The sequence below is a fragment of the Variovorax sp. J22R115 genome (assembly GCF_030317005.1).
In the GTDB taxonomy this organism is placed as follows: domain Bacteria; phylum Pseudomonadota; class Gammaproteobacteria; order Burkholderiales; family Burkholderiaceae_C; genus Variovorax.
On record NZ_JASZYM010000002.1, the window covers coordinates 74,199 to 99,420 of the forward strand.

General features: G+C 66.2%; 30 protein-coding genes. 11 read left to right on the forward strand and 19 right to left on the reverse strand.

Annotation, left to right across the window (positions count from 1 at the left end; all coding sequences use genetic code 11):
* Positions 1-34: 34 nt before the first annotated feature.
* The gene (locus tag QTI04_RS03245; protein ID WP_286598020.1) at positions 35-922 is read right to left on the reverse strand and encodes a LysR substrate-binding domain-containing protein; all 888 of its coding nucleotides are present in this window, start codon (positions 920-922) and stop codon (positions 35-37) included.
* Between the two features lie 174 nt (positions 923-1,096).
* Here QTI04_RS03245 and QTI04_RS03250 point away from each other — a divergent pair, with 174 nt between their 5' ends.
* Complete coding sequence (locus QTI04_RS03250) at positions 1,097-1,543, forward strand: universal stress protein (RefSeq protein ID WP_286598018.1); 447 nt, start codon at positions 1,097-1,099, stop codon at positions 1,541-1,543.
* 4 nt (positions 1,544-1,547) lie between these two features.
* On the opposite strand, the gene QTI04_RS03255 is transcribed toward QTI04_RS03250, so the two are convergent.
* Together QTI04_RS03255 and QTI04_RS03260 are read right to left on the reverse strand one after the other, a co-directional pair.
* Positions 1,548-2,459 (reverse strand): hypothetical protein, encoded by a 912-nt coding sequence (locus QTI04_RS03255; protein WP_286614205.1) that lies wholly within the window; start codon positions 2,457-2,459, stop codon positions 1,548-1,550.
* A 53-nt stretch (positions 2,460-2,512) separates the two neighbouring features.
* Complete coding sequence (locus QTI04_RS03260; protein ID WP_286614206.1) at positions 2,513-4,861, reverse strand: YgiQ family radical SAM protein; 2,349 nt, start codon at positions 4,859-4,861, stop codon at positions 2,513-2,515.
* A 166-nt stretch (positions 4,862-5,027) separates the two neighbouring features.
* Between QTI04_RS03260 and QTI04_RS03265 the strand changes: the two genes are divergently transcribed.
* Positions 5,028-5,999 carry a bifunctional helix-turn-helix transcriptional regulator/GNAT family N-acetyltransferase gene (locus QTI04_RS03265; protein ID WP_286614450.1) on the forward strand — a complete coding sequence of 324 codons (972 nt, stop codon included), beginning with the start codon at positions 5,028-5,030 and terminating at the stop codon, positions 5,997-5,999.
* Positions 6,000-6,014: 15 nt separating this feature from the next.
* Here the strand turns inward: QTI04_RS03265 and QTI04_RS03270 are convergent, their stop codons facing one another.
* The 7 genes from QTI04_RS03270 to QTI04_RS03300 form a co-directional block, all read right to left on the reverse strand.
* A complete protein-coding gene (locus QTI04_RS03270; protein ID WP_286614207.1) occupies positions 6,015-7,010 on the reverse strand; it encodes a D-2-hydroxyacid dehydrogenase in 996 nt (331 codons plus the stop codon).
* Complete coding sequence (locus QTI04_RS03275; RefSeq protein ID WP_286614451.1) at positions 7,007-7,945, reverse strand: tripartite tricarboxylate transporter substrate binding protein; 939 nt, start codon at positions 7,943-7,945, stop codon at positions 7,007-7,009. The genes QTI04_RS03270 and QTI04_RS03275 overlap by 4 nt, the downstream gene beginning before the upstream one ends.
* 110 nt (positions 7,946-8,055) lie before the next feature.
* Entirely contained in the window at positions 8,056-8,844 is a 789-nt protein-coding gene (locus QTI04_RS03280) for a class II aldolase/adducin family protein (RefSeq protein ID WP_286614208.1), read from the reverse strand.
* Between the two features lie 125 nt (positions 8,845-8,969).
* Complete coding sequence (locus QTI04_RS03285; RefSeq protein ID WP_286598012.1) at positions 8,970-9,776, reverse strand: substrate-binding domain-containing protein; 807 nt, start codon at positions 9,774-9,776, stop codon at positions 8,970-8,972.
* 114 nt (positions 9,777-9,890) lie between these two features.
* Entirely contained in the window at positions 9,891-10,673 is a 783-nt protein-coding gene (locus QTI04_RS03290; RefSeq protein WP_286614209.1) for a 3-hydroxybutyrate dehydrogenase, read from the reverse strand.
* A 99-nt stretch (positions 10,674-10,772) separates the two neighbouring features.
* Positions 10,773-11,981: a patatin-like phospholipase family protein gene (locus QTI04_RS03295; protein ID WP_286598009.1), complete on the reverse strand. Its 1,209-nt coding sequence runs from the start codon at positions 11,979-11,981 to the stop codon at positions 10,773-10,775.
* Positions 11,982-12,030: 49 nt separating this feature from the next.
* Positions 12,031-12,480 carry a CHRD domain-containing protein gene (locus QTI04_RS03300; protein ID WP_286598007.1) on the reverse strand — a complete coding sequence of 150 codons (450 nt, stop codon included), beginning with the start codon at positions 12,478-12,480 and terminating at the stop codon, positions 12,031-12,033.
* 107 nt (positions 12,481-12,587) lie between these two features.
* Here QTI04_RS03300 and QTI04_RS03305 point away from each other — a divergent pair, with 107 nt between their 5' ends.
* Positions 12,588-13,133, forward strand: a complete 546-nt coding sequence (locus QTI04_RS03305; RefSeq protein ID WP_286614210.1) for a DUF924 family protein — start codon at positions 12,588-12,590, stop codon at positions 13,131-13,133.
* Here QTI04_RS03305 and QTI04_RS03310 read toward each other — a convergent pair whose 3' ends face one another.
* The gene (locus tag QTI04_RS03310) at positions 13,134-14,039 is read right to left on the reverse strand and encodes a YihY/virulence factor BrkB family protein (RefSeq protein WP_286598004.1); all 906 of its coding nucleotides are present in this window, start codon (positions 14,037-14,039) and stop codon (positions 13,134-13,136) included. It lies immediately after the preceding gene.
* Between the two features lie 87 nt (positions 14,040-14,126).
* On the opposite strand from QTI04_RS03310, the gene QTI04_RS03315 reads away from it, so the two are divergent.
* The 5 genes from QTI04_RS03315 (at position 14,127) to QTI04_RS03335 (ending at position 17,079) form a co-directional block, all read left to right on the forward strand.
* Positions 14,127-14,717 (forward strand): chromate transporter, encoded by a 591-nt coding sequence (locus QTI04_RS03315; protein ID WP_286598003.1) that lies wholly within the window; start codon positions 14,127-14,129, stop codon positions 14,715-14,717.
* Entirely contained in the window at positions 14,714-15,313 is a 600-nt protein-coding gene (locus QTI04_RS03320; RefSeq protein ID WP_286598001.1) for a chromate transporter, read from the forward strand. The genes QTI04_RS03315 and QTI04_RS03320 overlap by 4 nt, the downstream gene beginning before the upstream one ends.
* A gap of 24 nt (positions 15,314-15,337) precedes the next feature.
* Positions 15,338-16,306 carry an aldo/keto reductase gene (locus QTI04_RS03325; RefSeq protein WP_286597999.1) on the forward strand — a complete coding sequence of 323 codons (969 nt, stop codon included), beginning with the start codon at positions 15,338-15,340 and terminating at the stop codon, positions 16,304-16,306.
* A 91-nt stretch (positions 16,307-16,397) separates the two neighbouring features.
* Positions 16,398-16,568, forward strand: coding sequence for a hypothetical protein (locus QTI04_RS03330; protein WP_286597997.1), 171 nt, complete (start codon positions 16,398-16,400; stop codon positions 16,566-16,568).
* 34 nt (positions 16,569-16,602) lie between these two features.
* Positions 16,603-17,079, forward strand: a complete 477-nt coding sequence (locus QTI04_RS03335) for a DUF3237 domain-containing protein (RefSeq protein WP_286614211.1) — start codon at positions 16,603-16,605, stop codon at positions 17,077-17,079.
* A gap of 3 nt (positions 17,080-17,082) precedes the next feature.
* On the opposite strand, the gene QTI04_RS03340 is transcribed toward QTI04_RS03335, so the two are convergent.
* Genes QTI04_RS03340 through QTI04_RS03355 form a run of 4 tightly spaced genes read right to left on the reverse strand, consistent with a single transcriptional unit; the run spans position 17,083 to position 19,702 of the window.
* A complete protein-coding gene (locus QTI04_RS03340; protein ID WP_286614212.1) occupies positions 17,083-17,949 on the reverse strand; it encodes an amidohydrolase in 867 nt (288 codons plus the stop codon).
* Between the two features lie 19 nt (positions 17,950-17,968).
* Positions 17,969-18,715: a 23S rRNA (guanosine(2251)-2'-O)-methyltransferase RlmB gene (gene rlmB / locus QTI04_RS03345; protein ID WP_286597994.1), complete on the reverse strand. Its 747-nt coding sequence runs from the start codon at positions 18,713-18,715 to the stop codon at positions 17,969-17,971.
* Positions 18,716-18,746: 31 nt separating this feature from the next.
* Positions 18,747-18,932: a hypothetical protein gene (locus tag QTI04_RS03350; RefSeq protein WP_286597993.1), complete on the reverse strand. Its 186-nt coding sequence runs from the start codon at positions 18,930-18,932 to the stop codon at positions 18,747-18,749.
* 59 nt (positions 18,933-18,991) lie between these two features.
* Positions 18,992-19,702 (reverse strand): ABC transporter ATP-binding protein, encoded by a 711-nt coding sequence (locus QTI04_RS03355; RefSeq protein ID WP_286597992.1) that lies wholly within the window; start codon positions 19,700-19,702, stop codon positions 18,992-18,994.
* A 16-nt stretch (positions 19,703-19,718) separates the two neighbouring features.
* Here QTI04_RS03355 and QTI04_RS03360 point away from each other — a divergent pair, with 16 nt between their 5' ends.
* Positions 19,719-20,369 (forward strand): arylesterase, encoded by a 651-nt coding sequence (locus QTI04_RS03360; protein WP_286614213.1) that lies wholly within the window; start codon positions 19,719-19,721, stop codon positions 20,367-20,369.
* Between the two features lie 81 nt (positions 20,370-20,450).
* Here the strand turns inward: QTI04_RS03360 and QTI04_RS03365 are convergent, their stop codons facing one another.
* Positions 20,451-20,654, reverse strand: coding sequence for a hypothetical protein (locus QTI04_RS03365; protein ID WP_286507677.1), 204 nt, complete (start codon positions 20,652-20,654; stop codon positions 20,451-20,453).
* A 70-nt stretch (positions 20,655-20,724) separates the two neighbouring features.
* Positions 20,725-21,918, reverse strand: a complete 1,194-nt coding sequence (locus QTI04_RS03370; RefSeq protein WP_286614214.1) for a PLP-dependent transferase — start codon at positions 21,916-21,918, stop codon at positions 20,725-20,727.
* A gap of 48 nt (positions 21,919-21,966) precedes the next feature.
* Here QTI04_RS03370 and QTI04_RS03375 point away from each other — a divergent pair, with 48 nt between their 5' ends.
* The gene (locus tag QTI04_RS03375; RefSeq protein WP_286614215.1) at positions 21,967-22,791 is read left to right on the forward strand and encodes an AraC family transcriptional regulator; all 825 of its coding nucleotides are present in this window, start codon (positions 21,967-21,969) and stop codon (positions 22,789-22,791) included.
* A gap of 74 nt (positions 22,792-22,865) precedes the next feature.
* On the forward strand, positions 22,866-23,303 hold the full coding sequence (locus tag QTI04_RS03380; protein ID WP_286614216.1) for a VOC family protein: 438 nt from the start codon (positions 22,866-22,868) through the stop codon (positions 23,301-23,303).
* An 18-nt stretch (positions 23,304-23,321) separates the two neighbouring features.
* Here QTI04_RS03380 and QTI04_RS03385 read toward each other — a convergent pair whose 3' ends face one another.
* On the reverse strand, positions 23,322-23,846 hold the full coding sequence (locus tag QTI04_RS03385) for a phosphoribosyltransferase (RefSeq protein WP_286568368.1): 525 nt from the start codon (positions 23,844-23,846) through the stop codon (positions 23,322-23,324).
* Positions 23,847-23,872: 26 nt separating this feature from the next.
* Positions 23,873-25,204, reverse strand: coding sequence for an adenylosuccinate synthase (locus tag QTI04_RS03390; protein ID WP_286614217.1), 1,332 nt, complete (start codon positions 25,202-25,204; stop codon positions 23,873-23,875).
* Between the last annotated feature and the right edge of the window lie 18 nt (positions 25,205-25,222).

Consider the following 25,222-nt stretch of genomic DNA (forward strand, 5'->3'; position numbering starts at 1 on the left):
GCAGACGGGTTCCCGCGAAATGCGAGATCGCCGCTTACCCCCGGAGGCTCTCGATCAGGGCGCCCACCGCGCCAGGCCGCGGCGTCTTGCGCAGCGCGTACATGCGCAGCGCGCGTGCCGCCCAGGGCTCGTCGAGCGGTCGCCGCACGAAGCGTGGGCTGCCGGCATAGGCCGCGGCTGCGCTCCCGGGAATCACGGCGATGCCGAGCCCGGCCTCGACCATGCGGCAGACCGCGTCGAAACTGCTGACCGACACGGTCGGCGCAAAGCGGCGGTGCAGCGCGGCGGCGCGTTCGTGCATCGAGCGATCGAGCGCCCCGCCCTGATGGACGCCGATCAACGGGAGTTCGAGCGCCTGCGCAAAGCTCAGCACCTTGTGCTTTGCCAGCGCGTGGCCGGCCGGCAGCACCACCTGCAGCGGGTCCATGGCAAAGGGCCAGGACTCGAGGCCGGGCGGCACCGCCATGTCGACGCCGACCCCGACGTCGGCACGATCGTCGAGACAGGCGCGGATGACGTCGCGCGTGTCGTTCTCCTGCAGCGAGACTTCGACCTGGGGATAAGCCGCCATGAAGGCGCGCAAGCGCTCCGGCAGGAAACCGATCACTGCGGACATGTTGGCGTAGAGGCGCACGGCCCCACGCACTTCGTCGCCTTCGGTCTGCACTTCCCGCACGAGCGCCTGCAAGTCCTCGTCGATCTTCTCGCCGCGCGCCAGCACCAGTCGGCCGGCGTTCGTCAGCGTGACGCCACGTGGCGACCGTATCAGGAGCGGCGTCCCGAAAGCATGCTCCAGATCGGCCAGCCGCCTGCTCAGCGCGGACGGCGCGATGTGCTCCTGTTCGGCGGCGCGGACGATCGATCCTGCCCGCGCTGCAGAGACGAACAATCGAAGGCTGTAGGGATCGACACGACGGGCCAAGATCCGGCGATTGTTCCCCAAAAGGACCAACGCCCGCGAGGCTGGGCACCGCCCTCGATCCGCGGCTGTTGGCCTTAGGCGACCCCGCCTAGACGCTTGCAGACGCCTTGCTCAACGCCCGTTCGCGCACTAATCTGAAGCGGGGGCGGGTCTCTCTCGCCCGGGAGCGTCGCCATGTATGAACGCATCCTCGTCGCCACCGACGGATCCGATCTGTCGGAACTGGCCGTCACCAGCGCCATCGACCTGGCTCTCCTGACGCAGGCCGAGCTGATCGCCGTCAAGGTGGTCCACCACTACCCCGCCAGCTACTTCGAAGGCTCGATGCTGATGAGCCAGATGGAGGTCACGCGCCTGCGCGAGCAGGCCGACGTCGAAGCGCAGCGCGTGGTCGATGCCGTCAAGGCCGCCGCAGACTCGAAGGGCGTGAAGAGCACCCGGGCGATCGTCATGCAATCGGAGCTCGTGTCCGAAGCCATCATCGAAGCCGCCCGCGTGCACAAGTGCGACCTCATCGTGATGGCCTCGCACGGGCGCCGCGGCATCAAGCGCCTGCTGATGGGCAGCGAAACGCTGCATGTGCTGACGCATTCGCATACACCGGTGCTGGTTCTGCGCTGAGCGTTCAGCGCGCCGTTCCGGCATCTCGCTGCCGATCCTCACGCTTGACTGCAAGATAGGTCTCGAGATCGACCTCGTGGAGTTGCGTCGGATACTTCTCGACGGCCTGGAACCAGCTATTCAGGCGCTTGTCGGCCCGTTCCGGCGGCGGGACCGAGAAGCCATCGAGATAGGCTTCGAGCGTGAGGAAATAGCGCATCGCATTGCGCTCGACGAGTCCGCGCAGGCCGCGGATGTATTCGGGGCCGCCGTCCGACGTCTTCCCCACCACCGTGAAGCCCATCTTGTGGCTGCCGAAGGTCGCGAGGTAGGCCATCGTCGCCAGGCGCGCGACCATGTTGTGGTCGTACGCATAGGCAAAGTGCAGGAAGGTCTGTCGATTGCCGAGCGGCATGGCCTCGAGCAGCACGCGATAGTGGCTGGTGCCCATCGGCCCCGATTCAGCGGAAAGGTCGACCAGGAGGTAGTCGCGCGTGGCGCTTGCAACGCGGTGGACGAAGGCCAGCTCGAAGGCCTGCTCGATCGGCTTGTCATAACGCGGCACGACGCTGAGTGTGAGTTTCTCGCCGGTGGCGCCATGCTCCGCGCGGCAACGGCGGTTGTTGATGTGCAGGATCAGCATCTCGCACCACTGCGATGAACGTTCGAGCGCCCGGCGCACGTCTTCGAGCGAATGATCGACGACCGCATAGACGTCGCCCTGGAGCCCGCCATCGGTTTCGGTGGAGTCGAGGACGACAGGCCGTTTCAATGGGCTCTGGGCGAGCTGATCGCCGAGCTTGCGATGCAGCTCCCGCATGGCTTGCGCCGATCCGGCTTCCAGAGTCGCCGCCTGCGAGCCCGACGCCATCGCGCAGAGCGATAGCCACAGACCGATACGGCACCACTGCGAAAGCGCGACCAGAAACTTGCTCATGCCGACACCATACACCGCGAGGCAGCGGTGGCCGGCGCGGCAATCCGGTCAGCTCAACGGCTCTTGCGGATCGGCTTGCCGGCGGAAGGCCTGGTGCGACCCGCCCCGGTCTCGCGCGGCGGCAGGCCCGTGTGCTGCGTGAGGATGCGGCCCTTGGCGGGCTTCACCGGCGTGAGCGCGACGGTGGTCGAGTTCTTGCGGCGAGCGCTCTGGTAGCTGCCGTCGGTGAGCGGCTGCCAGGTCGGGATCAGGTGGTGCTTGCCATTGCCGATCAGGTCGCCGCGGCCCATCGACTTGAGCGCTTCGCGCAGCAGTGGCCAGTTGTTGGCATCGTGGTAGCGCAAAAAGGCCTTGTGCAGGCGACGGCGCTTGTCGCCGCGCACGATGTCCACCGTCTCGCTGTCGCGCGTGATCTTGCGCAGCGGATTCTTGTTGGTGTGGTACATCGTCGTCGCGGTGGCCATCGGCGACGGGTAGAAGGTCTGCACCTGGTCGGCGCGGAAGCCGTTCTTCTTGAGCCAGATTGCGAGGTTCATCATGTCCTCGTCGCTGGTGCCCGGATGCGCAGCGATGAAGTACGGGATCAGGTACTGCTTCTTGCCCGCCTCGGCGCTGAACTTCTCGAACATCTGCTTGAACTTGTCGTAGCTGCCGATGCCGGGCTTCATCATCTTGGTGAGCGGGCCCTGCTCGGTGTGCTCGGGCGCGATCTTGAGGTAGCCGCCGACGTGGTGCTGCACAAGCTCCTTCACGTATTCCGGCGACTGGACGGCCAGGTCGTAACGCAGGCCGGAGCCGATCAGGATCTTCTTGATGCCCTTGAGCGCGCGCGCCCGGCGGTAGATCTTGATCAGCGGATCGTGGTTGGTGTTGAGGTTCGGGCAGATGCCGGGATACACGCAACTCGGCTTGCGGCAGGCCGATTCGATCTCGGGGGACTTGCAGCCGATGCGGTACATGTTGGCCGTTGGGCCGCCGAGGTCGGAGATGGTGCCGGTGAAGCCCTTCACGCTGTCGCGGATCGCCTCGACCTCCTTGATGATCGATTCTTCCGACCGGCTCTGGATGATGCGCCCCTCGTGCTCGGTGATCGAGCAGAAGGTGCATCCGCCGAAGCAGCCGCGCATGATGTTCACGCTGAAGCGGATCATTTCCCAGGCCGGGATCTTGGTCGCGCCGTCGTGGCTGCCTTGCTCGTCGGCGTAGCGCGGATGCGGGCTGCGCGCGTACGGCAGGTCGAACACGTGGTCCATCTCGGCCGTGGTGAGCGGAATGGGCGGCGGATTGATCCAGACGTCGCGGGCGGTCGTGCCTTCGCCGTGGGCCTGCACCAGGGCGCGCGCGTTGCCGGGGTTGGTCTCCAGATGGAGCACGCGGTTGGCGTGGGCGTAGAGCACCGGATCGGCGCGTACCTGCTCGTACGAAGGCAAGCGGATCACCGAACGATCACGTGGCGGCACCTTGATGCGCTCGCGGCTCTGCAGGGCTGGATTGGGAACGAACTTCAGCGGCTTGATCGCGAGGTTGACCGAACCAGCTGCCTCGGCCGCCTGCGCGACAGCCTGCGCCTCGTCTTCCTTGGCGCAGGTCGCGCCGTTGGCCTTGGCCTGGTCCGACACCATCAGGTACGGATTGACGTGCGCCTCGACCCGGCCGGGCTCGTCGACGCTGGTGGAGTTGATCTCGAACCAGCCCTCGGGCGTCTCACGCCGCACGAAGGCCGTCCCGCGCACGTCGGTGATCTGGTGCACCGGCTCGCGCGCGGCCAGCCGATGGGCGATCTCGACGATGGCGCGCTCGGCGTTGCCGTAGAGCAGCAGGTCGCACTTGGCGTCCACCACGATCGAGCGGCGCACCTTGTCCTGCCAGTAGTCGTAATGCGCGATGCGGCGCAGCGACCCTTCGATGCCGCCGAGCACGATCGGCACGTCACTCCAGGCTTCCTTGCAGCGCTGCGAGTAAACGATGGCCGCGCGGTCCGGCCGGTGACCGCCGACGTCGCCGGGCGTGTAGGCGTCGTCGCTGCGGATCTTCCGGTCCGCCGTGTAGCGGTTGATCATCGAATCCATGTTGCCGGCGGTCACGCCGAAGAACAGGTTCGGCTTGCCCAGTACCTTGAAGGGGTCGGCACTCTGCCAGTCGGGCTGCGCGATGATGCCGACGCGGAAGCCCTGCGCCTCCAGCATGCGGCCGATCACGGCCATGCCGAAGCTCGGGTGGTCCACGTAGGCATCGCCAGTGACGACGATGATGTCGCAGCTGTCCCAGCCCAACGCATCCATCTCGGCCCTCGACGTCGGCAGGAATTTGGCCGTGCCGAAACGAGCTGCCCAGTACTTGCGGTAGCTGGTCAGCGGCTTGGCGGCACGAGCGAAAAAGGAGACGTCGACGGGGGCGTTCATCGGGGATAGGACGGCAAGGGTGCCGCGCAGGCCTGCGGGCCGGGTGGGCCCGTGGTGGGCAACCTTAGATTTTAGGGTTTTCCAGTGGTGCTGTCGCCCTAAAGGGTAAAGGACACAAGCAGGCGGTTCTGCCTATTAGTTGCTTTTGTCAATTATTTAAATGACAATGGCAAGCATGTCGACCGCTCCCATCACCTTGCCCGGGGTCGCCGCCATCAAGGCGATCCGCCAGTTCAACCGCTTCTACACCCGCTGCATCGGCGTCCTCAACCCGTATCTCGACAGCGACATGTCGCTGACCGACGTGCGCGTGCTGTACGAACTCGCGCACCGCGAAGCGCCCGTGGCCAGCGAGATCGGCAAGGATCTGCACCTCGACGGCGGCTACCTCAGCCGCATCCTGCGCCGCTTCGAAGCCAATGGCTGGCTCCGACGCGATCCCGATCCACGCGACGCGCGGCAGAGTCTGCTGCGCCTGACCGAGGGCGGGCACCAGGCCTTCGCACCGCTGCAGCAGAAGTCGCGCGACGAGGCTGCCGCCCTCCTCGCACCGCTCCCCCCGCCGCAAAGGCTGCAATTGATCGAAGCCATGCAAACCGTGCAAAACCTGCTGGACCCGGCCACGGCCGCACCGACGAAGACGAAGGCCGCTGTCCTGCGCGACCCGGGGCCGGGCGACATGGGCTGGGTCGTGCAACAGCACGGCGAGATCTATGCACGCGAATACGGCTGGAACAGCGACTTCGAAGCGCTGGTGGCCGACATCGCCAGCCAATTCCTGCGCAAGTTCCAGCCCGGATGGGAGCGCTGCTGGATCGCCGAACTCGACGGCGAGCGTGTCGGGGCCGTGTTCGTGGTGCGCAAGTCGCCCACGACGGCGCAACTGCGCATGCTGATCCTGAGCCCTAAGGCGCGCGGGCTGGGCCTGGGCGCACGGCTCACGGACGAATGCATCGCCTTTGCACGCAACAAGGGCTACAAGAAGATGGTGCTCTGGACTAACAGCTGCCTCACCGCGGCACGAGGCATCTATGCGGCACGCGGCTTCAGGCTGGTCAAATCGGAGCCCTACGAAGGCTTCGGCCTGCAGCTGGTCGGCGAGACCTGGGAGCTGAAGTTCGCACCACCGGCAGCCTGACGCCGCCGGCGATTCTCAGGCAACCTCGTTGTGCAGCTTCTGGCCGGCCAGCCAGCGCCGGAGGTTGTCGATGAAAAGCTCGGTCACCCTCGCCGCGTTGCCGTCCGAAAAGCCCGCGCTGTGAGGTGTGGCGATCACGTTGTCCAAGCCCCACAGGGGAGATTCCGGCGGCAGCGGTTCGTGTGCGAAGACGTCGAGGAAGGCGCCGCCGAGCTTCCCACCGGCGAGCGCCTCGATCAGCGCCGGCTCGTCGACCAACTCGCCGCGCGCCACATTGATCAGGTGCGCCCCATCCGGCAATAGCGCGATCGCACTGGCGTCGATCAAGCCTCGCGTCCGCGACGTCAGCGGGCAGGCCAGCAACAGCCAGTCGGCGTGCTGGAGAACGTGCCCTATATCCTCGAAGGCCAGCGTCTCGACGTCCGCTGCCGCAGGCTCGGCGCTGCTGCGAACCACGGAGACGCGCAGGCCCAGCAGCCGGAGCGAGGCCGCGATCTGCTGGCCGATCGGCCCCCACCCGACGATCACCGCGGTCTGCCCTGCAAGGTCGCGCGGCATGCCGGTGCCGATCAGCGGCGCCCACGTGCGCTCGCGCTGAGCACGCATGAGCTGGGGAAAGCGCCGTGCCAACGCCAGAAGTCCGGCCAGCGCAGTCTGGGCCACCACGGCTGCATTGGCGCCCGATGAAGTGCTGACCGCCACGCCACGGGCATGCAGCGCCACGTAGACAGGCCGGTCGGCGCCCGCCGAGTGCACGTGCACCCAGCGCAGGCCCGGTGAACCGAGCATCGCGTCGTAGAACACCTGCGTTGCGGGCAGCACGGCATGCTTGGTCGACAGGCCCGTGACGTCGCGTGTCACGAAGGCGAGATCGGCGTCGATGCCCGGCCGCGGTGCGACGAAGCAATGCGCGCGCGACCCCATCACCGATGCAATGGCGGCCCCGACGCGCTCTCGCGCAGCATCCGACAGCAGGATGCGCAGCGGGGCCATCGTGGGGTCGTCGCTCATTCCGGCGTGGCGCCGGACTCGTGCACGATCACCTTCCATTTTTCGTATTCGCGCTGGGTGAACTGCCCGAACTGCGCCGCGGTACCGCCCACCGGATCGGCGCCCTCGCGGATCATCTGCTCTTCCAGCGAAGGCAGGACATCGTTGACTGACTTGTTGAGCAGCACGATGACCGATTCCGGCGTGCCCTTCGGCGCGAAGAAGCCGAACCACGACCCTGCCGCAAAGCCGGGGAAGCCTTTTTCCGCCACGGTCGGAACACCGGGCAGCGAGCGCGAGGGCTTGTCGCTGGAGACGGCCAGCGCTCGCAGCTTGCCGGCGCGGATGTGCTGGATCACCGAAGGGATCGTGGCAAACATGAATTGCAGGCGCCCGGAGAGAAGGTCGTTGAGCGCGTTGGCACCCTTGTAGGGGACGTGGGTCGTCTCGGTGCCAATGCGTTGGCTCAGCATGAAGCTCGACAGGTGCGAGGAGGTGCCGGTGCCCGTGGAGCCGTAGTTGAGCTTGCCCGGGTTGGCCTTGGCGTACGCGACGAATTCCTCGAAGGTGTTGGCCGGCACCGAAGGATGGACCACCAGCACGTTCGGCACGTCGGCGATCTGCACGATCGGCACCAGGTCCTTCAAGGGGTCGTAGGGCAGGTTCTTGTAGAGCGTCTGGTTGACCGCGATCGGGCCGACCGAGTTGACGATCAGCGTGTAGCCATCCGGCGCCGAGCGCACCACCGCCTCGGTGCCGATGTTGCCGCCGCCGCCGGGCTTGTTGTCGATCACGAAAGGCTGCTTGAGCTGGTCGCCGAGCTTCAGCGCCACCGAGCGGGCCAGGATGTCGGTGGTGCCGCCCGCCGAAAACGCGATGACGATGCGCACCGGCTTGGCCGGGTACGCCTGCGCGAACGTGGGCGGGGCCATCAACGACGCGGACAGCGCGACCATCGCCAGCGCTGCGCCGCGTCGCTTCGGCTGCCACGCGGCGCGGGTTGGTCGATCGGAGACGGTGGCGGGAGGGATTGGGCTCATGGGGATGTCTCCTTTTTTACGATGAATCAGTCGCGAAAGCTCGGGTCCATCCGGTCCAGCTTGCGCAGCAAGGCGGGCCACTCCATGACGCCGTAGGGGCGGCGCGTGCCAGGCTGGTAGTTCTTCCAGGTCGCTTCCAGCACCGCAGGCGGCACCGGGCGGAAGGGACTGTTGCAGGCCATCGCCGCGAGCTGCGACCGGCAGGCCAGTTCCAGCCGATGCATCCAGTTGAAGGCCTCGCCGACAGTGTTTCCGACGACGAGCGCGCCATGATTGCGGAGGATCAGCGCCTCGGACTGGCCCAGATCGGCGACCAGCGACGCCTGCTCGGCGGTATCGAGCACGACGCCCTCGTACTCGTGATAGCCGATCTTCAGGAAGCGCATGGCCGTCTGTGTCAGCGGAAGCAGTCCGCAATCCAGCGACGACACGGCCATCGATGCCCAGCTGTGGGTGTGGATCACGCATGCGACTTCCGGCCGCGCGGCATGCACTGCACTGTGGATCACGTAGCCGGCCTTGTTGACGCCGTATTCCAGATCGCCGAAATCCGGCTTGGAAAGGATGTTGCCGTCGTGATCGACCTTGATCAGGCTCGACGCCGTGATCTCCTCGTACATCATCCCGTAGGCATTGATGAGGAAGGCGCCGTCCTCCCCCGGCACCCGCGCCGAGATGTGGTTGGCGATCATGTCGGCCATGCCGTAGAACTCGATCAGCCGATAGCAGGCAGCCAGATCGATCCGAGCTTGCCATTCGGCGGGCGAGCACCGGTTCTTCATGGAAGGAAAGGCCAGAGTGCCGGGCGTCGTCATGCGTTGTCTCCTCGTGAGAGGAGCGACTTTAGGCAGCCCGCGTCCCGAGCGCCAGTGCGCCCGGGGCAAGAGGTCTTCAGCGATCGTGAAGGCGAAGCCAGCGCGCCTGCTGCCTCGATGACGACTCAGGGAGCGGCCAGCGGTTCGAGACCCGTCTTGGCGATGGTCGGCGCGGCTTCCGGTGAATTCAGGTAGCGGATCAGTGCGCGGGCTGCGTCGGGCTGCTTCGACGCGCTCGCGACGCCAGCCGAGAACACGGTGACGCGCTGCACTTCCGCCGGCAAGGGTCCGACATAGTCGATGCCTTCGATGGGCAGCAACTCGCTCACCTGCTGCAGGCCGAGCGCCGCATCGCCGCGCGCGACGACGGTGCCTACGCGCTCGCTCAGGATGCGCTTGCTCTTGGGCTTGACCTGCGCCTCGATGCCCAGATTCTTCAGCATCTCGGTCTCGTAGTAGGTGCCGCTGGCGCTCGCCGAATAGGCAATGGAGGGCGCGGCAATGAGGGTGCGCTTGAGCGCGTCCACCGTGCTGATGTCGGGCTTGGGGGCACCTTTCTTGACCGCAAAGCCAATGCTGGAGCGCACCAGGTCGACCTGGCTGCCGGGCACGACCTTGCCCTGCTCCACCAGTGCGTCGAGCGCCGGCCGCGCGAGGATCACGACGTCGGCTGGCTCACCACGCGCCAGCCGGCTAGGGATCGAATCGTCCGCATTGCCCATGGAGGCGCCATAGGCGGTCTTCACCGTGCGGCCGCTCGCCTTCTCGAAGCCGGGGCGCAGGTCGTTGTAGGCCGCGGTGAAGCCGCCCGAGGTCATCACATGGACGTCCGTCGCCGCGGGCTGGGTGCCGAGGCCGCTGCAAGCGGCCAGCAGCAACGCCGTCGCCGCGATGGCCGCGCGCCGGCCCATGAAATGAAGAGATGTCGCCATGGCCTGGGGTCTCCGTGTTCTGTCGGGTGCACCATCGCGCCCGTTGATGGAATCCTAGGCCGTCAAGCTGTCATTCAGCCGGCATGAAATTCAGGGTTAGTACCCCTGCCGCGATCACTGCATGAACCAACCGTGGCTCACGACCAGCGATTGACCGGTCAGGGCATTGGTCGGGAACGCAGCGAACATCAACGCAACGCGCGCCACGTCGTCGGTGGTGGTGAACTCGCCGTCCACCGTCTCCTTGAGCATCACGTTCTTGATGACCTGTTCCTCGGTGATGCCCAGCGTCCTCGCCTGCTCCGGGATCTGCTTCTCGACCAGCGGTGTGCGCACGAAGCCGGGACAGATCACGTTGGCGCGCACGCCGTACTTTGCGCCCTCCTTCGCCACGGTCTTCGCCAGTCCGATCAGGCCGTGCTTGGCGGTGACGTAGGGCGCCTTGAGCAGCGATGCCTCCTTGGAGTGCACCGAGCCCATGTAGATCACGCTGCCGCCGCGGCCCTGCGCGTACATGTGCTTCAGGCAGGCCTTGGTGGTGAGGAAGGCGCCGTCGAGATGGATCGCCAGCATCTTTTTCCAGTCGGCGAAACTGAACTCCTCGACCGGATGCACGATCTGGATGCCCGCATTGCTGATCAGGATGTCGATGCCGCCAAAGGCCTTGGCGGCCTCCTCGACGGATGCGTTGACCTGCTCTTCGCTGGTGACGTCGACGCCAACGCCGATCGCCTGCGCGCCCGTCGCCTTGAGTTCGGCGGCGGTGGCGTCGGCTGCTTCCTTGTTGAGGTCGGCAATCACGATCCTGGCGCCTTCCTTGGCGAAGACGATGGCGATTTCCTTGCCGATGCCGCTGGCCGAGCCGGTGATGAAGGCGACCTTGTCCTTGAGTTGCATGGAGATTCCTTTGCGTGACGGAGGTTGGAGGATGCGTGCAAGCTGCGTGCCCATGGCAGCAGATTGGCGCGGGAGACTTAAACGAACCTGATCTGCCGGCTAGGCGCCGGCCGGAATGTGCGGCAGCTTCATCGGACGGCGAACGCGCCGGGCGTTGGGCTCGGTCAGGTCGAAGGTGGTGACGCCATTGGCCTGCGAAGCGCTTTTGAGCCATTCCGGATGGTCCAGCGTGTTGCAGATGTCGCGCCAGCCCGCCTCCCAGTGCTCATCGACCGAAGCGCGCGAGAACTCGTAGTCCTTCGATTCGAGTTCGTAGGGCTTGTCGCGGTAGATCAGATGCACGATCTCGATCGGCTTGTGCGAGAGCTGATCGCACACCGCCTGCACGCTGGCGTCCTTGCGCAATGGCGCGGGCAGCTTCTTGATGAGGTCCGCGATCGCCTGCTGGAGATTCAGGTTCGAGGCGAGCGCGTCGGTGTTCATACGGGTGCGGCTCGAATATGTGATGTCCTTCTGCCGCTCCAATGTCTCGGCGATCGTGCGCGGCATGGCTCCGCGGGCGCTGAACAGGTCGACCTGCAGCACCATCAGCGGTTCGCTGCGCGGATGCATGTCGAGCACGTACTGCAGCGGCGTGTTGGAGACGATGCCGCCATCCCAGTAATCCTCGCCGTCGATGTGCACCGGCGCAAAGCCTGGCGGCAGCGCGCCGCTGGCCATGATGTGCTCCGGGCCGATGCGCTGGACGGTGTTGTCGAAATAGATGGAATTGCCGGTTCGCACGTTCACTGCGCCCACGCTGAAGCGGATCTCGGGGTGGTTGAGGCGATCGAAATCCACCAACCGCTCCAGCGTGGACTTCAATGGCCCGGTGTCGTAATAGCTCAGCACCGGCGCCGCGCCACCGAGCAGCAGCGCGGGGCTGCGGCGCGGCTCGAAGAAGCCGGGCACGCCGAAGACCGCCGCCGATGTGGCGCTCCACTGGTTGAACATCGCCCGGTCGCTCCACCACGCCGGCACGCGCTGCGCCGGGCCCGAAGAAACGATGTTCCAGAATTCGCGAAGCCGTTGCACGCGCACTTCGGGCGCATTGCCGGCGATCAGCGCGGCGTTGATGGCGCCGATCGAAACACCGGCCACCCAGTCGAGCGCCTTGTGCTTCTCGAAAACGCCCGCGTAGACGCCGGCCTGGTACGCGCCCAGCGCGCCGCCGCCCTGGAGCACCAGCGCCTTGCGGGCGCTGGTGATGTCGACGCGGGGGCCGGACGGGCGCGAGGCGGAATACTTGGCATTTGCTGTGGTTCCCATGACGTCCATTGGACACCATGGGCCACCGTTCCCGCCTCTCTCCGGAGGACTACATCTTGGGCAGCATCTGCCCGCGAATCTCGCCGCCCGGATTGGCCGCCGTGTGGATGTTGGCGTACCACTTGCCCGCCAACAGATCAGCCGCCTGGGCCGGGGTGAGCGTGGCCTGCCCCTCGATCGGGCTCGCCGCATTGGCGAAAGGCAGCACCACACCTGCGTTCGCGCCGGCAGCGGCCGGTCCATGGAAATGCGCCGCCGTGGCCGGCCCGCTCAGGCCGTCGTAGGTGATCTTGTACTTGAGGACGTTCGTGTCCTTGTTGAGCGTCGCCTCGGCGAGACCGCTGCCGCGCGTCATGTTGGGCGGCACTTGGCTCGCCGCGTTCATGCTGCCGCTGAAGGTCGCGGTATTGGACTTGGACATCATTCCGCAGCCCGCCAGAGCGGCGGTCGCAACGCCGGCCACGAGGGCCATGCGCAAAGTGGCGCCATATCGGGTCATGAGGCATCTCCATGTAGTTGGCAATCCCACAGGATAAAAAGCATTGCGGGGTGGCGCTGTCGGCCAGCAACCCGTCTTGCGGGATGCGGTGGCATGATCCTGACGCCATGAACGCCTTTCCCTCCGCCCACGACGTCGTCCGGTTCTGGCGAGACGCTGGCCCCGACCGCTGGTTCGACAAGGACGATGCATTCGACACCGAGTGCAAATCGCGCTTCGAAGCCGCCCACCACGCCGCCGCGACCGGTGCGCTCGACCCCTGGGCCGCCGATGCCGAGGGTGCGCTGGCATTGCTCGTGCTGCTCGACCAGATTCCTCGCAACACCTGGCGCGGCAGCGGCCACATGTTCGCCACCGACGGAAAAGCCCGGGCCATCGCGAGCGCCGCCATCGATGCCGGCCTGGACCGCCAGGTCGAGCCGACGCTTCGGCCTTTTTTCTATCTGCCCTTCATGCATTCGGAATCGCTGGCGGACCAGGAGCGTTCGGTCGCACTCAATGCCGCACTCGATGCCAATACGCAGCGCTTCGCGGTGCTGCACCGAGACATCATTGCGCGCTTCGGCCGCTTTCCGCATCGCAACGCGGTGCTCGGCCGCCGCACGACGGCCGAAGAGCAGAAGTTCCTCGACGACGGCGGCTTCACCGGCTGATCAGGTGGATTGCTCAGCGCGCGTCGGCGACGCCCTGGCCGCCGGCCGCGGCCGTCCCTTGAAAGAACCGTAGGCGTGCGCGTAGACCCAGGTGAACTCCACGCCCAGCAGGAATATCTGCGCCGAGTAGTAGACCCACACCAGCAGAACCACCAGCGAACCGGCCGCGCCGTAGCCCGAGGCGATGCCGGTCTTTCCGATGTACAAGCCGATCAGGTACTTGCCGATGGTGAACAGCACGGCGGTGACCACCGCGCCGATCCACACGTCGCGCCATTGCACTCTCACGCGCGGCATGACCTTGAAGATCATCGCGAAGCCCACCGTGACGATCACGAAGCCGAACACGGAGTTGACGTTCTGCGCCAGCGTGGCCCAGCCGCCGAAGACCGGCGCCCACCATTCGCCAAGCGCCGCCAGTGCCGCGTTGACCACCAGCGAGACGATCAACAGGAAGCCGATACCCATGATCATGCTGAAGGACAGCAGCCGCGCGCGCATGAGGTCGAGCAGTCCGTTGACGTCCTCCCTCGCGGGTGCACGCCAGATGCGGTCGAAGGCGTCCTGCAGTTCGCCGAAGACCGTGGTCGCGCCGACCAGCAGCAGGGCGACGCCGATCACCGTCGCGACGATGCCCTGCCTGGGCTTGTTGAGCGCTTCGAGCATGATCTGCACCGCGCGTGCCCCCTCGGCCCCCATCAGCCCCGAAAGCTGCTCGAAGATCTCACCGCGCGCCTCTTCGCGCCCGAACACCAGGCCCACGACCGAGATCACGATCAGCAGCAGCGGCGCCACCGAGAAAACGGTGTAGTAGGCCAGTGCCGCGCCCATGCTGGGGGCGTAGTCCGCCCGCCAGGACGCAAAGGACTGCTTGCAGAGATCGAAGAGCGCGCGTGCTGCATTCATTGGCGCAGTGTCGCAGCATGGCCCCGCCGCGCAAGTCGAGCGGAGCGCGGCAACGCCGGCGCGCCTTGCCTACGATAATCGCCCGCAATGCACCCGCCCCTTCCCAGCGCGGCATCGGCACCCGACCGACCGCAACCCCAGTCCCCGCGAGACCTTTTCGTTTCATTCACCTGGCTTGCCCTGCAGGGATTTGGCGGCGTGCTCGCCGTCGTGCAGCGCGAGATGGTCGAGAAGAAGCGCTGGCTGACGCCCGATCAATTTCTCGAGGACTGGGCCGTGGCCCAGGTGCTGCCGGGGCCGAACGTGGTGAACCTCGCGCTGATGATTGGCGACCGCTACTTCGGCCTGCGCGGCGCCATTTGCGCGGTGGCCGGCATGCTGGTCGTGCCGCTCGGCGTGATCCTGACCCTGGCGGTGCTCTACGCGCACTACGCTGGCAATCCGCAGGTGGCCGGTGCACTGCGCGGCATGGGTGCGGTGGCCGGCGGCCTGATCGCCGCGACCGGCATCAAGCTGATCCCGGCGCTGCGCAGGCATCCGCTGGGCTTCGGTGTGTGCCTCGGCCTGGTAGCGCTGGTGTTCGGCGCGATCGCCTTCGCAAGAGTCCCACTCGGATGGGTCCTGCTCGCCGTCGGCGGCGTGACCTGCGTCTGGACCTGGCGAAAGATCAGCCCATGACGATCGTGATGCACTGGCATGACTGGCTGGCTCTCTTCGGCCAGTACCTCATGCTCTCCCTCCTGTCGATCAGTGGCGCCATCACCACCGTGCCCGACATGCAACGCTACCTGGTGGCGCAGCATGGCTGGCTGACGGACGCGCAGTTCAGCTCTTCGGTCGCCATTGCCCAGGCCGCTCCGGGGCCGAACGTGCTGTTCGTCGCGCTGATGGGCTGGAACGTCGGGCTCAACGCTGGCGGAGGCATCGGCGCCGGTCCGCATGCGTGGCTGCTCGGGTTGCTCGGCCTGACTGTCACCATGGTCGGGATCATGCTGCCCAGCACCACGCTGACCTACTTCGCGACCCGCTGGGGCCATCGCAACCGCGAGCGGCGCGGGGTGCGGGCGTTCAAGCAGGGCATGGCGCCGGTCGTGGTCGGCCTGCTGATCGCGACCGGCTGGGTGCTGGCCTCAGGTAACCATTCCGGCGACGCGCCCGCCTGGCACCTCTGGCTGCTGACCGGCGTCTCGGCGTTTATCGTGTGGCGCACCCGCATCCATCTGTTGTGGTTGCTCGGCGCCGGCGCCCTGCTCGGCGCCCTGGGCGTCGTCTGATCCGAACCTTCGAGGAATCCACTCATGCAGTTTCGTCCGCTCGGCCGCTCCGGCCTGCAAGTCTCTCCGCTCGCCTTCGGCGGCAATGTCTTCGGCTGGACTGTCGACGAGACGCTCTCGTTCCGTCTGCTCGACGCCTGGGTCGACGCCGGGTTCAACTTCGTCGACACGGCGGACGTCTATTCGAGCTGGGTGCCGGGCCACAGTGGCGGCGAATCTGAAACCATCATCGGCAAGTGGCTCCGGCAGACCGGCAAACGCCATCGCATCGTGCTGGCGACCAAGGTCGGCAAGCCGATGGGCGAAGGCAAGAAGGGCCTCTCTCCCGCCTATATCCGTGAGGCTGTCGATGCGTCGCTCAGGCGCCTGAAGACCGATCACATCGACCTCTACCAGTCGCACGACGACGACCCGGAGACGCCGTTTTCAGACACTGCCGAGGCCTTTGCCGCATTGATCAAGGCCGGCAAGGTGCGGGCGATCGGCGCATCGAACTTCAGCGCGCCCCGTCTGGCCGAAGCGCTGGATGTGGCCGAGAAGCAGGGCCTGCCACGCTACGAGAGCCTGCAGCCGCTCTACAACCTGTACGACCGCGATGTCTTCGAGAAAGAACTGGAGCCGCTGTGCGTCGAACGCGGCATCGGCGTCATCAACTTCTACGCGCTCGCGGCCGGCTTTCTCACGGGCAAGTACCGGACCGAGGCGGATGCTGCAAAGAGCGCGCGCGGCGTCAACACGACGAAGAAATACCTGAACCCGCGCGGTCTTCGCGTCCTCGATGCGCTGGACGCGGCCGCTCACGCCTACGGCGCCACCCAGGGCCAAGTGGCGATCGCGTGGCAGATCGCGCGCCCCTCCATCACGGCGCCCATTGCGAGCGCCACCTCGATGAAGCAACTCGACGAGCTGATCGCCGCAGCGAGTCTCCAACTGGCGCCCGAAACCATCGCGGCGCTCGATGCGGCGAGCGCCGAGACGGCCGCCCAGCGGTAGGCACGCTCCGACACGGATTGGCGGCCCAGACCGCCGCTGCGGCCATCGGGGTCATGGAGACTGGCCCGATTCGCAGTTTCGGAGAGAGAACATGTCTTTTGCCCTCTACATGATCGGTTTCCTGATTTTCCTGGCCGGCCTGATCTGGGGTGCATCGGTCGCGGGTGTCCCGACGCTCTACATCGGCATCGGAACGCTGATCGTGCTCGGCATCGGGATCTTCAGCGCGGTGGGCCGCACCCGGGGCAAGGACCCTTCCTGATTCCCAACCACGCCATTGGCGTTACCCTCGGCGGATGAATCCGACCGACCCGCTCGCCCCACCCTCGCTCGAATACTTCGCCGACCTTCAAGTCGAAGTCGGCGCACCGCAGGTGCTGAGCCAAGGGCCGCGCGGCATGCGCCGGCTAGTGCCCATCACCGGCGGCTCTGCACGCGGGAATGGTTGGACGGCGCGAGTCATTCCAGGTGGCACCGACTTTCAGTTGATCGTCAGCGACACCCTGTCCGAGTTGGATGCCCGCTATGGGCTCGAGACCGATGCAGGTGATCTGATCTACGTGCAGAACCATGCCGTTCGCGCCGCGCCCCCGGAAGCGATGGCGAAGCTCCTGCGCGGCGAGCCGGTGGACCCCGGTCAGATCTATTTCCGCTGCAACCCACGCTTCGAGACATCGTCACCTTCGCTCCGCTGGATCGGCGAGCGCATGTTCGTCGGCGTCGGCGTTCGACGTCCGGCGCAAGTGGTCATGCGCTTCTTCACTCTGCTCTAGTCGTCAAAGACCGTCGAAACGATAGAAGTCTCGCGGGTTGCCCACCAGCAGGCGCTCCCGCTCGTCGGGATCGGGCGCAATGCGCAAGAGCGCGTCGACGAGAGCGCCATCGTCCGGCACATGATCGTGAAGCGGATGCGGCCAATCCGTGCCCCACAGGCAGCGCTCTGGAAACTCGCGAACCAGCCTCTGTGCGATCGCTGCGCCATCGGCGTAGTCCGTTGCACGAGAAATGCGGTCCACGCCGCTCACCTTGACGCGGAACAGCGGGTTCTGCATCAGCGCATGCAGTGCGACGAAGTCGGGGTCCGTGGTCCCTGCCGAAGCATCGACGCGCGCCATGTGATCGACCACCACCGGCACGGCACTGCGCGCGAGTGGTGAAGCGAGTTCATGGATCAGCCCGCGCTCGAAATGCACCTGCAGGTGCATGCCAAATGGTTCGAGACGCCGGCTGAACGCAACGACGCCTTCCACGTCGAAATCGGCGGCCGAATTCCTCGCGAAATTGAAGCGCACGCCCCGAAACCCGACGGACGCGAGCCGCGCCAGTTCTTCGTCGGCCACACCCAGAGGCAACAGTGCCACGCCGAGATAGTTGCCACCACCGGCCACGATCGCGTCCTCCACCACGCGGTTGTCGTAGCCATGGCAGAGCGACTGCACGATCACACAGCGCTCGATGCCCAGGTGCCGGTGCAGCGCGAACAAGGTTTCCTTCGGGGCATCTGCGGGCGTGAAGCTGCGGCCTTCCGCGAAGGGGAAGCGCGCTGCCGGCCCGAACACGTGGACGTGCGCGTCACAAGCACCGGGCGGCAGCCGCAGCTGCGGCGCGGAGGAATGCGGGTTGTAGGTGAGCGTCGGCTGCATCGAACACCGCGAAACTAGCTCAGGCGCGCCGCTGGCGCATCGCCTCGTAGAGGCACACCCCGCTCGCCACCGACACGTTGAGGCTTTCGACCGCACCAGCCATCGGGATGCTCACCAGCTCGTCGCAGGTCTTGCGCGTGAGTTGCCGCATGCCCTCGCCCTCGGCGCCGAGCACCATCGCCAGCGGACGCTTCAGGTCACTTTGGTAGAGCGTGCCAGGCGCGTCGTCGCTGGTGCCGACGCACCAGATGTTGCGTTCCTTGAGTTCGCCGAGCGTGCGCGCGAGATTGGTCACCATGAAGTACGGCACGGTCTCGGCGGCTCCGCTCGCCACCTTGGCGACGGTCGCGTTGATGCCGGCGGCATGGTCCTTGGGCGCGATCACCGCATGAGCACCCGCGCCGTCGGCCACGCGCAGGCAGGCGCCGAGGTTGTGCGGATCGGTCACGCCGTCGAGCACCAGCAGCAGCGGCACGGTGCCGGCGGCCTCCAGCCCTTCGAGCAACTCATCGAGCGAATGAGTCTGGGGAATGGGCTCCACGCGCGCGGCCACACCCTGGTGGCCATGGCTGCCGGCGAGCTTGGCCAGGCGCAGGCCATCGGCCTCGATCAGCCGGACGCCGGCCTCCTGCGCGCGGGCAACGAACTGCCGCATGCGGGCATCGCGCCGGCTTGCATCGAAGAGCACCTCGATCACCGATTTCGGCGCGGTCTTGATACGCACGCCCACGGCATGGAAGCCGAAGATCACTTTGGGGGAAGACATCGGGGGATTATCGAGCCCCGGGGTATCGAGTTCAGAGCCGATCGGTGATGTAGAGCAGGATCAGCAGGACCACGACCGCGGCAACGATCGCAGCCACCCATTTGCCGGCGCCACCGTAGCGGGCGTAATGAACTTCAGTGCGCGGCCCGCTGCGGGGCGCCAGTCCACCGAAGGCGGTGTCGTCTTCTTCGTCAATACCGGGTCGCGGCTTCTGCATGGCAATTCCTCTTGCAATGCGTGGAGGCCATTCACGCGGCCCGCCGTCCGAAAAAGCGCTCAGGCGCCGTGACCGTCGAGCGCCACGCGGCCGGCCTCGATCGTGATCCGCCGCTCGCACCGCTCGGCGATACCCCGGTCGTGCGTGACAAGCACGAGGGTAGTGCCCAGTTCACGGTTCAGATCAAACATCAGTTTCATCACTTGCTCGCCGGTTGCAAAGTCGAGACTGCCTGTTGGCTCGTCGGCGAGGAGCAATGCGGGCTGTACGACAAAAGCTCGCGCCAGCGCCACCCGCTGCTGCTCGCCGCCCGACAGGACCTTGGGATAGTGACCGAGCCGCTGACTCAGGCCGACGCGGCCGAGCATCTCGGTCGCGGCCTTGCGGGCATCCTTGCGGTCGGCCAGTTCGAGTGGCAGCATCACGTTCTCGAGCGCGCTCAGGTTGCCGAGCAGTTGGAAACTCTGGAACACGAAGCCGACCTTCTGCGCGCGCAGGGCCGCACGTTCGTCTTCGTCGATGGCGAACAGATCCTCACCGGCGAGCTTCACCGTGCCGCGGGTGGGCGTGTCCAGGCCTGCGACGATCGACAGCAGCGTGCTCTTGCCCGAGCCCGAAGCGCCGACGATGGCGGCCGTCTCCTTCGCGCCCAGCGTGAAATGGATGTCCTGCAGAATGTCCAGCGTTCCGGTGGAGTCGGTGACGGACTTGAAGACATGCTCGACGGCAACAATGGGTTCGGAGCGGCCATCGATTTGGATTGAGGACATTGAAAGGTTTCGCGTGGTGAATCGACGTCACTTTATCTTGAGTGGTGCGCTGGCCGGCAGCGGAGGGTCATGGATCGCCGCGCAGGCCCAGGCTGCCGCCGCCAAACGGCCCGTGATTCTGATCCTCGGCGATTCGCTTTCTGCTGAATACGGGCTCAAGCGCGGCGAAGGCTGGGTGCCGCTGCTGGAAAAGCGGTTGGTCGATCAGAAGGTGGCGGCCACGGTGATCAACGCCAGCATCAGCGGCGACACCACGTCCGGCGGCCGGGCTCGGCTGCCCAACCTGCTCGCGCAGCATCAGCCGACGCACGTAGTGCTCGAACTCGGCGCGAACGACGCGCTGCGCGGCCTGCCGCTGGCCAGCACGGAGGACAACCTGCTGCAGATGACCAAGGCCGCGCAGGCCGTGGGCGCGCAAGTGCTGATCGTGGGCATCCAGGTGCCGCCCAACTACGGCAGCGACTACACGCGGCGCTTCGAGACGCTCTTCGCCAAGGTGGCGGGCGCGACCAAGGCACCGCTCGTGCCCTTTCTTCTCAAGGGGGTGGCGGACAGCCCGGACGCAGCAATGCTCTTCCAGGCCGACCGGATCCATCCGACGGCGGCCGCGCAGCCGCGCATGCTGGACAACGTGTGGCCAACGCTGCGCAAGCTGCTGCCCAAGTGACGGCCCGACAGAGCCAAATAAAAAGCCGCCGCAGGCCCGGGCCGCGGCGGCTTCTTCTGGATCGTTGCTGAAAACGGCTGCTCAGCCGTTCTTCGTGGGTAGTTCCGGGACCGTCGGCGGATCGCGTTCCAGCGAGGCCACGTCGGTTTCCGGATCGCCCGGGGCGAGCCCATCGCTGCTGGGCATGAGCTTGCGGTTGGCTTTCTCCCTCAGCTTGTCTTCCTTCTTCTTCTTCTTTGCCAATTCCTTCTGGCGCTTTTCATAGCCGTAATTTGGTGTTGCCACTGCTTCTCCTTCGGGCGAGGCAGTCAGGGTGACTGCACGTGGTCCGACTGTACGCGATAACCGCCGGCTCTCAGAGTGCCGCAAGGGCCTGTTCGAGGTCGGCGCGAAGGTCTCCGACATCCTCCAGGCCGATCGAAAATCGGACCAGCGTGCCCTTGTGCGGCCACTTCGCAACGCTGGCGTCGCGCATCAGGCCGATGTCGTATGGCACGACCAAGCTGATCGGTCCGCCCCACGAATAGCCGAGCCGGAAAAGTTCCAGGCTGTCGCAAAAGCGATCGACCTGTTCGGTGCCGTAGCGCTCGTCGAACACCACCGAGAACAGGCCGGCGGCCAGATCGGTGGCGCCGCAGAGACGCAGCCAGTGCGCGTGACCCGGAGAGCTTTCGAGCGCGGGGTGCAGCACCTGTGCGATTTCCGCGCGCCCTTCGAGCCAGCGGGCGAGTTCGCGCGCGCTGTGGTCGTGCGCCTGGTAGCGCAGCGCGATGCTGGGCAGCGAACGCAACAGGGTCTCGACATCGCCCACGCCGATGCCGAACCCCATGCGCATGTGCGTGAGCTTGACTGCGCGATGCAGGCGCTCGTCGCGCGTGACCACGCTACCCATGAGCAGGTCGCCGCCGCCGCTCGGGTACTTGGTGAGTGCGTGGATGGAAATGTCGACGCCCTGCCCGCTGCCGTTGAAATCGAAGGGCGCGAAGGCCAGACCGGCGCCCCAGGTGTTGTCGAGCGCCGTGATGATGCCGCGAGCGCGGCAGACGCCCACGAGTGCGGGCAGGTCCGGGAATTCCATCGTGACCGAGCCGGCGGCCTCCACCCAGACCAGCTTGGTGCGGCTCGACAGCTTGTCGGCGAGATCCGCCGGATTCATCGCATCGTAGAGCTGGTGGGTGATGCCGAAATTCGCCAGTTCGCCGTTCGCCAGTGCCTTGCTGGGGCCGTAGGCGTTGTCGGGGATCAGCACCTCGTCACCGGCCTTCAGCAGCGCAAAGGAGACCAGCGCGATCGCAGCGAGGCCGCTGGGCACCAGCAGGCACTCAGTGCCGCCCTCCAGCGTGGCGAGCCGCTCCTCGAGCGTGAAGGTGGTCGGTGTGCCGTGCAGGCCGTAGGTGTAGCCGGCCTTGGTCTTCCAGTCCCTCGCGCGCATCGCGGCGACGTCGGCGAAGAAGACGGTGGAGGCCTTGTACACGCCGCGCTGGGGCGCTGCGAAGTTCGCCGGCGGGGTGTATGGATGGTGAATCAGGTCGGTGATGGGCTTGCGCATGCCTCCATGCTAGTCGACCGGATCGGCCGGTCGGCACACAATGCGCCGATGCTGCTGACGCGCGTACCCAGACCTTCGCTGCGACCGTTCGTCCGGTCGATGTGGGCGGCCGATCCCGGTCCGGTCGGCGCGGCGGCGGGCGAAGCGTCCCTGCGGGAACACGTGTTGCCGACAGGTGACATGCACTTGGTGTTCCGGCTCTCGGGGCCGCCGCTTCGGCTCTTCGTCGATGCGGTGGATTCGGTCGGATACACGGTGGGCTACGCGATCGTGGGCGGTGCCAGGTCTGCTTTCTATGCGCGCGATGTGTCTGTCGCTACCGGTTCGGTGGGCGTGCAGTTCCGGCCCGGCGTCGCAAGGGCATTGTTCGGCATGCCGGCAGATGAACTGGCCGAGCGCCACACACCGCTGGACGCGCTCTGGGGCGCCCAGGCGTCGGAGGCGCTGGAGCGGGTGCACGAGGCCGGAACGCCTGCGGCCCGACTGACCGTCCTGGAAGACTTGCTGAACGAACGACTGGAGCCGCAGCCGCGCGCGATGCACCCCGCCGTCGCGCAGGCCCTGCTTCGGCTGGGAGGCGGCGCCATGGTGAGCGATCTGGTCGATGCCAGCGGCTACAGCCACCGGCGCTTCATCGCCTTGTTCAGGGACGCCGCCGGCCTGCCACCCAAGCGGCTCGAACGCGTCCTGCGATTCCAGCGGGTGATGGCAGCGGAGCCCGCCCGGGGCACCCTGCCCTGGGCCGATCTCGCCCTTCAGTCCGGCTACAGCGACCAGCCGCATTTCAATCGCGACTTTCTCGAAATCACCGGCATGACGCCGCAGGCCTATCGCCGGGCTTCGCCCAGTTCGCCGAACCACGTGCGCGCTTGAGGGTCAAATTCCTTCAAGACGCCCGCGCCCGGCCAGCCCAGAATCGCCTCCAGACCTTTGATGAGGACGCTTCGATGACCATCCATGAGTTCTTCCCCTACCTCTGCGTGCACGACACGGCTGCGGCCATCGCGTTCTATGGCGAGGTATTCGGCGCGAAGGAGAAATTCCGGCTCACCGAGCCCAGCGGCCGCATCGGGCATGCCGAGCTGGAGTTCGGCAGCACGACGCTGATGCTGTGCGACGAGTTTCCTGAATACGGCATCCGCGGCGCCAGGACCATCGGCGCCACGCCTGTCACCCTGCATCTGCACGTCGACGATGCGGACGCGGTGATGGAACGCGCGCTGAAAGCCGGCGCCGCGCTGCACATGGCGGCGCAGGATCAGTTCTACGGCGAGCGCTCAGGGTCGTTTTTCGATCCCTTCGGTCACCGCTGGAACGTCGGCCACAGCATCGAGGATGTGCCGACCGACGAAATGCAGCGGCGCTATACCGAGATGCTCAAGTGAGCACGAAGGCCGCGGCCTTCAGACCGACCATTTCTCCATCAGCTTCTCGGCGCCGAGCGAGTCGTAGCCCTCGAAGGGCTGGTGGATCCACGGATTGGTCTGCAGGAACTCGACCGAATAGTCCGGCGTGAAGGTCGACAGCGCCTTGGTCCAGATCACCGCGCTGCGCAACTCGGTGATGGGCTTGTAGCTGCTCTTGAGGTTCTCGACCACGGCGTGGAGCGTGTGGCCGGAATCCGCGAGGTCGTCCACCAGCAGCACCTTGCCTGCGATCTCGCCCTTGGGCGTGGTGATGTAGCGCGCGATGTCCAGATGGCCCTGGATCGTGCCGGCGTCCGCGCGGTACGAGCTGGTCGACATGATCGCCAGGGGCTTGTCGAAGATGCGCGAGAGCACGTCGCCGGGGCGCATGCCGCCACGCGCCAGGCACAGGATGGTGTCGAACTGCCAGCCCGACTGGTACACCTTGATCGCGAGCTTCTCGATCAGGTTGTGGTACTCGTCGTAGCTGACGTAAAGGTGCTTGCCGTCTTCGGTCAACATGAAAGATCGTCTCCTGCGAGTGGGGGTCAGTCGGCCAAGTAAGGGTGGCGCATCATGATCGTGTGATCGCGATCGGGGCTGGTCGAGACCATGTGGATCGGCACGCCCGTGACCTGTTCGATGCGCTGCAGATAGAGGCGCGCATTGATGGGCAGCTTCTCGTATTGCGTGACGCCCACCGTGCTCTCGGTCCAGCCTTCGAGCTTCTCGTAGACGGGTGTGCAGCGCTCGATCTCGTCTGCGCCCATGGGCAGGATGTCGGTGTATTCGCCGTCGAGCTGGTAGCCAGTACACAGTTGCAGTTCCTGGAGACCGTCGAGCACGTCGAGCTTGGTGATGCACAGGCCGCTCAGCCCATTGACCTGGGCCGAGCGCTTCAGCAGCGCGGCATCGAACCAGCCGCAGCGGCGGCTGCGCCCCGTGGTCACGCCCTTCTCCGCACCGACGGTGCTCAGGTGATAGCCCACGGTGCCCGGCTTTTCCCAGTCGAGTTCGGTCGGGAACGGGCCGCCGCCGACGCGCGTGCAGTAGGCCTTGGTGATGCCGAGGATGTAATGCAGCATGCCCGGCCCGACACCGGACCCCGCTGCCGCATTGCCGGCCACGCAGTTGCTGGAGGTGACATAGGGATAAGTGCCATGGTCGACGTCGAGCAAAGTGCCCTGCGCGCCTTCGAACAGCAGGTTGGCGCCCGCGCGGTTGGCGTCGTTGAGCTCGCGCGAGACGTCGGCCATCATGGGCTTGAGCAGTTCGGCGTGGCGCATCGCTTCGTCGTAGACGGTGTCGAAGTCGATGGCCGGTGCGCTCAGCACCTGCGTCAGCACGTGGTTGTGCAGGTCGAGCAACACGCGCAGCTTGGTCGCGAAGCGCTCGGGGTGCTTCAGGTCCTGCACGCGCAGCGCGCGGCGGGCGATCTTGTCCTCGTAGGCCGGGCCGATGCCGCGGCCGGTGGTGCCGATCTTCTCGATGCCGCCCTTCTCGCGGTAGGCCTCGCGCGCAATGTCGAGCGCCGCGTGGAACGGCAGGATTAGCGGGCAGGCCTCGCTGATGCGCAGCCGCGAGCGGACCTCGACGCCGGCCTTCTCCAGCCCTTCGATCTCCTCGAACAGCTTGCCGGCCGACAACACCACGCCATTGCCGATGTAGCACTTGACGCCGGGCCGCATGATGCCGCTCGGGATCAGATGCAGCGCCGTCTTGACGCCATTGATGACCAGCGTGTGGCCCGCGTTGTGGCCGCCCTGGAAGCGCACGACGCCCTGCGCGCTCTCCGTCAGCCAGTCGACCAACTTGCCCTTGCCTTCGTCGCCCCACTGGGTTCCGACGACGACCACATTTCTTCCGGTGGTTACGCTCATGATTTTTCGCTTTTCAGG